The organism is Ensifer sp. 1H6 (assembly GCF_001976035.1).
GTDB lineage: Bacteria > Pseudomonadota > Alphaproteobacteria > Rhizobiales > Rhizobiaceae > Ensifer > Ensifer canadensis.
Map to the genome: position 1 here is coordinate 1 of NZ_MOAI01000068.1, position 4,091 is coordinate 4,091.

At 68.3% G+C, this 4,091-nt stretch carries 4 protein-coding genes and 1 pseudogene; 1 reads left to right on the forward strand and 4 read right to left on the reverse strand.

What is annotated here, in order from left to right; genetic code table 11:
* Positions 1-95: 95 nt before the first annotated feature.
* Genes BKP54_RS34605 through BKP54_RS34620 form a run of 4 tightly spaced genes read right to left on the reverse strand, consistent with a single transcriptional unit; the run spans position 96 to position 3,500 of the window.
* A complete protein-coding gene (locus tag BKP54_RS34605) occupies positions 96-362 on the reverse strand; it encodes a hypothetical protein (protein ID WP_084815701.1) in 267 nt (88 codons plus the stop codon).
* On the reverse strand, positions 359-2,239 hold the full coding sequence (locus BKP54_RS34610) for an ATP-binding protein (protein WP_084815702.1): 1,881 nt from the start codon (positions 2,237-2,239) through the stop codon (positions 359-361). The genes BKP54_RS34605 and BKP54_RS34610 overlap by 4 nt, the downstream gene beginning before the upstream one ends.
* Entirely contained in the window at positions 2,236-2,469 is a 234-nt protein-coding gene (locus tag BKP54_RS34615) for a hypothetical protein (protein ID WP_084815703.1), read from the reverse strand. The genes BKP54_RS34610 and BKP54_RS34615 overlap by 4 nt, the downstream gene beginning before the upstream one ends.
* Complete coding sequence (locus tag BKP54_RS34620) at positions 2,460-3,500, reverse strand: DUF4255 domain-containing protein (protein WP_084815704.1); 1,041 nt, start codon at positions 3,498-3,500, stop codon at positions 2,460-2,462. Before BKP54_RS34620 ends, BKP54_RS34615 begins: the two co-directional genes overlap by 10 nt.
* Positions 3,501-3,839: 339 nt before the next feature.
* On the opposite strand from BKP54_RS34620, the pseudogene BKP54_RS36285 reads away from it, so the two are divergent.
* A pseudogene (locus tag BKP54_RS36285) lies at positions 3,840-4,091 on the forward strand (hypothetical protein); the annotation flags it as partial.

Genomic DNA, 4,091 nt, shown 5'->3' on the forward strand with positions numbered 1-4,091 from the left:
CAGCAGCATCCTGGGTTCGGGCCCGATCGCGCCGCTGCGGCTGCGCGCTGCGCGGGGCGTCGAGCGTCGGGCGCGGATGGCCGCGTGCAGGGACATCAGCGGCCTCCTTTCGGGCGGGTGAGCGCTCCTGCGATCTGTCGGCCGGCCGAGCGCCCGAGCGCGGCAGGCCCCTGACCGGCCCCCTGCGGCAGGCTCACACGCAGGTGATCCGCGCCCTGCCCGGTCAGCCCGCCGGGATTGGCGGCAAGCTGCGCGATGAGGACCGTCCTCAGCCCCTCGGCCAATGCGGCCGCGTCACCTGCGCGAGCGCCACGAACGCGAAGCCGGTCGATATGCAGTGTGATGCGCGACCCGGCAGTCATTGCAGCCACCCCGCGCGTTCGGCATCAGTCATGGACCGGCCAACCTTGTCGTATTCAAGCTGTGCCACCTGCAGGATCTCGGCCATCGACACCGCGCAACCTCGGTCCGCCGCCAGGAAGGCCGCGCCCAGCGCGATGTTGCGGATCGATCCGCCCGCCAGGTTGAGTTGCGCCAGCTTGTCGTAGTCCAGTTCCTCCCGAGGCTGGGCGTCGGGAAAGATCCGCATCCAGATTGCACGGCGTTCGGCTAGATTGGGAAAGCGGAAATCGACGATGAAACGCAGGCGGCGCAGGAAGGCCTCGTCGATATTGTCTCGCATGTTGGTGGTCAGGATGCAGAGCCCGCGATAGGCCTCGAGCCGCTGCAGCAGGTAGCTCACCTCAATATTGGCGTGGCGGTCGTGGCTGTCCTTGACCTCGGACCGGCGCCCAAAGAGCGCATCGGCTTCGTCGAATTGCAAAATGACTCCGCCGTCCTCCGCAGCATCGAAAACACGGCGCAGGTTTTTCTCAGTCTCGCCGACCCATTTCGACACCATCGCCGAAAGGTCGACGCGGTAGACATCGAGTTCGAGCGCATTGCCGATGACCTCGCCCGCCATCGACTTGCCCGCACCCGACGGGCCCGAGAACAGCGCCGAGACCCCCAACCCTTTGTTCTGGAGCCGCGCGCCGAAGCCCCAGTCCTCGTAAACCTGTGCGCGGTTGCGGACCTGGGCAACAATGCTGTCCAGCACATCCTTCTGCCGTGGCGGCAGGATCAGGTCGTCCCACTCCGCGGGCGAGGCCACGCGATGGGCCAGGTCGTCCATTCGGGGCCGTGCGGCGCGGCGACAGGCCGCCCAGGCGCGAGCCGCCAGATGATTCGGATCGCGGTTACTCTCCAGCGACATTTCGGCGGCGATGGCACGCGCGACTTCCGGAGCCACGCAAAAGGCGACGGCAAGGCGCGGCAGTACCGGGACGAGATCGGCTTCGTCATCTCCCAGAACGCTGTGCCACACAGCAAGCTGCTCGGAGGCCTTCAGGCGCGGCATCTCCAGGCGAAGTGCCATCCGATGACCGACCCGCATCGGCTCGGTCGAGGCGATGGCTAGCGGCCCGCCATAGGTTTCGGCAAAGAGCTGGGCGGTCCGGGTCTCGCCCATGTCGTCGTGCACCAGCACCAGCCGCGCGGCGCAAAGCGTCATGTCCCGCGTCAGCCCGGCGGCGAAGTCCACCAGATCGGCGGGCGTCTGGGGCAGAAGCTGGGAGTTCAGAGCATAGGTGAGGGCGCGGATCCCGGTAGCGGCCTCGGCAAAGGCGCAAAGTTTGCCCTCGGGATCGCCTCCGGTCAGATGCAGCACCGGTGTGTCCGGCAGGGACAGGCGGGAGCTGATCTCGCGGGCCAACGTGGCGCGGTTGGGGGCCAGCGAAGCTGGCCGGGGAATGCGGCGCAGCAAAGCGGACACACCCGCCTCCAGCGACGGCGCGCCGAGAAGGCGCAACAGGACGGTGTCAGGTAGGCGCAGGCGCGCATCGACCAGCGAGCTGTTGCCCTCGATCCGGACCAGTCCCGCCCGGCGCAGTGGCGCTTCCGCCGACAGCCCCTGCCAATTCGCGCCCGGCAGGCGGGTCAGCGCCAGCGACAGCGTCGGGGCGGAGATCAGCGGATCGTCAAGCAGCCGCGCGACCATGTCACGCCCGTCCGGTTCCAGGGTGACATAGGCGCAAAGCAGCAGGATATTGCGCCCGAACACATCCAGCCGGAAGGTCTCGGCCAGCTCGCAGGCGGCAGTCCGGGGCGGCTCCTTGTCGGCGGCAGCCCCATGCTCGAGCCAGGCCCGTACCGCCGGGAAGGCCTCGGCCAAGGACACGGTATGTTCGGCGCGGGTCACAGCGAAAGCTCCGGGCCGGTGATCTGGCCGTAGGTCGGGCTGCCTGCGGTGCTGCCGAGCGTCACCGGGCTCAAAAGCCCGTCGACATCAGCCCGAACCAGATAGTCGCCGCGCGGCAGATTGGCGAAGGAGAAGGTGAGCGAGGCGGCGCTCGGCCCACCTTCCACCGGCTCACGCCCGGGCAGGATGACTTGCGCCGGCGCCGCCGGGTTGCGGGCATCTAGGAGCAACCGGATCGCCTGGTCAGACCGGATCGACGGGGTGAACCCGATATCGACGGTCCCGGTCGCGGTGGGCCCACGGCCGGCGCGGTAATCGCGCCGACGACGATGGCCGGGCTGAGCGCGAAGGCCAGCGCGTTGGAGCGGGCGCGCAGACGATCCGGCTGATCGTTGCTGATCTTCGGCGCGATCGCCTGAAGCCGGTGGACGCCGACGGCCAGCTCCGCCCCGCCGAACGTGGGGGCATCCAGCGGCACCGTCAGGGCCGTCTCGGATTGCCTCACCCCGCTCATGACAAGGCCGCCGCCATCCACTTCCAGCTGAAGCCCCGGCTTACCCAAGCCTCTGCCCGCGACATGGAGGAGACCGCCCCAGACCGGCGGGATGATACTGCCGGGCGCGGCCCCCGCCGCGTCGAGCCGGAGCGTCGAGATCGGCGAGACCCAGAGCCCGGGATGCGCCACCGGGGTCGGAACCGGTGGTGTGTCAGAGGTCTCGATCACCACATGGTTGACCTCGTAGGACAGCGACAGCGCATAGGGTACCTGGTAGAAGATGGACCAAATCTTCGAGAAATCGTCGATCGTCATCAGCTGGCGCGTCACCCGCAGCCGGGCCAACGCTGCCTCCAGATCGCTATCCTCCAGCTCGTCGTTGTCGTCTATGGCGTTGCGGATCGTGGTCTTGCTGAGCAGAGGCTCATGCTCCAGTGCCAGCATCACCTCGCCCAGCATCAGGTCGGGCTCGAACGCGTCGTAATTGCCGTAGAAGCTCATGACGTAATGCAGGTTCAGCGCCAGCTTGCTGGGGCCGCGCATCAGGTCGGTGGCGCCGCGCGTCGGCAGATGGTCGTTGGCATGCGCGGCATTGGGTTCGACCCGGTAGAGATGAAGATTGACCAGCGGCGCGGCATCCTCGGCAAGCTTGGCCGTCGGTGCGCCCAGCCGCACCTTGGCGTTGGGCACCGCGGCATTGGCCGCCGACAGAATGCGCCGGAGAAAGGCTGCGTTGACGGCGGATATGGCCAGCGAATTGCTCATCGCCCAGCTCTCCCGTCGAGAAAGTCATCCAGGCTGATCCCCCGGCTGTGAGTCGTTGCCGGGGCTGGCTGCATGGCCTGCGGCAGGTCCATCACCATTTCGATAGTGCCGATGTGGACCTCGACTTGAGGCGGCTGTTGTGGCTCCGCAGAACGGATGGCGCTCTTGCCTCGTGGGGTCTGCCCTGCCCGCCACGGCGTGGCGTCGTCGCGGGGCAGCAGTGGTGCAGGGCCTCTCGGCACCGGAACAATCGATGGTAGTGCGACCGGGCGGTCATCGGCAGCGGTGCGGGAGGCGACCGGTTCGGGATCCTGTGACCTCCCGCCGGATATGCCCCGGATGACGTCTCCAACGGTGCCCGGAGGGATCGCTGCAGCGGGAGCCGACGGCGCGGGCGGCGAAACGGCGGCGTGCGAGACTGCGGGTGCCTCGGCGGTGAGAACGGCATGCGGCGGCGCAGCCACCAGTGAAGTGACCGGCTGCGTCGAGGTCAGGACCGCCGGGCCAACCGATGCGGCAGGAGGCAGAGTCATCATGCGGCGCGACGGTGCAGCGGGCGCGGGCGTGGCCAGAGTGACCGGCGGCGGTGCG

Coding starts and splice junctions, on each gene's coding strand:
- BKP54_RS34605 (WP_084815701.1), bottom strand. CDS start 362: ATGACTGCCGGGTCGCGCATCACACTGCATATCGACCGGCTTCGCGTT.
- BKP54_RS34620 (WP_084815704.1), bottom strand. CDS start 3,500: ATGAGCAATTCGCTGGCCATATCCGCCGTCAACGCAGCCTTTCTCCGG.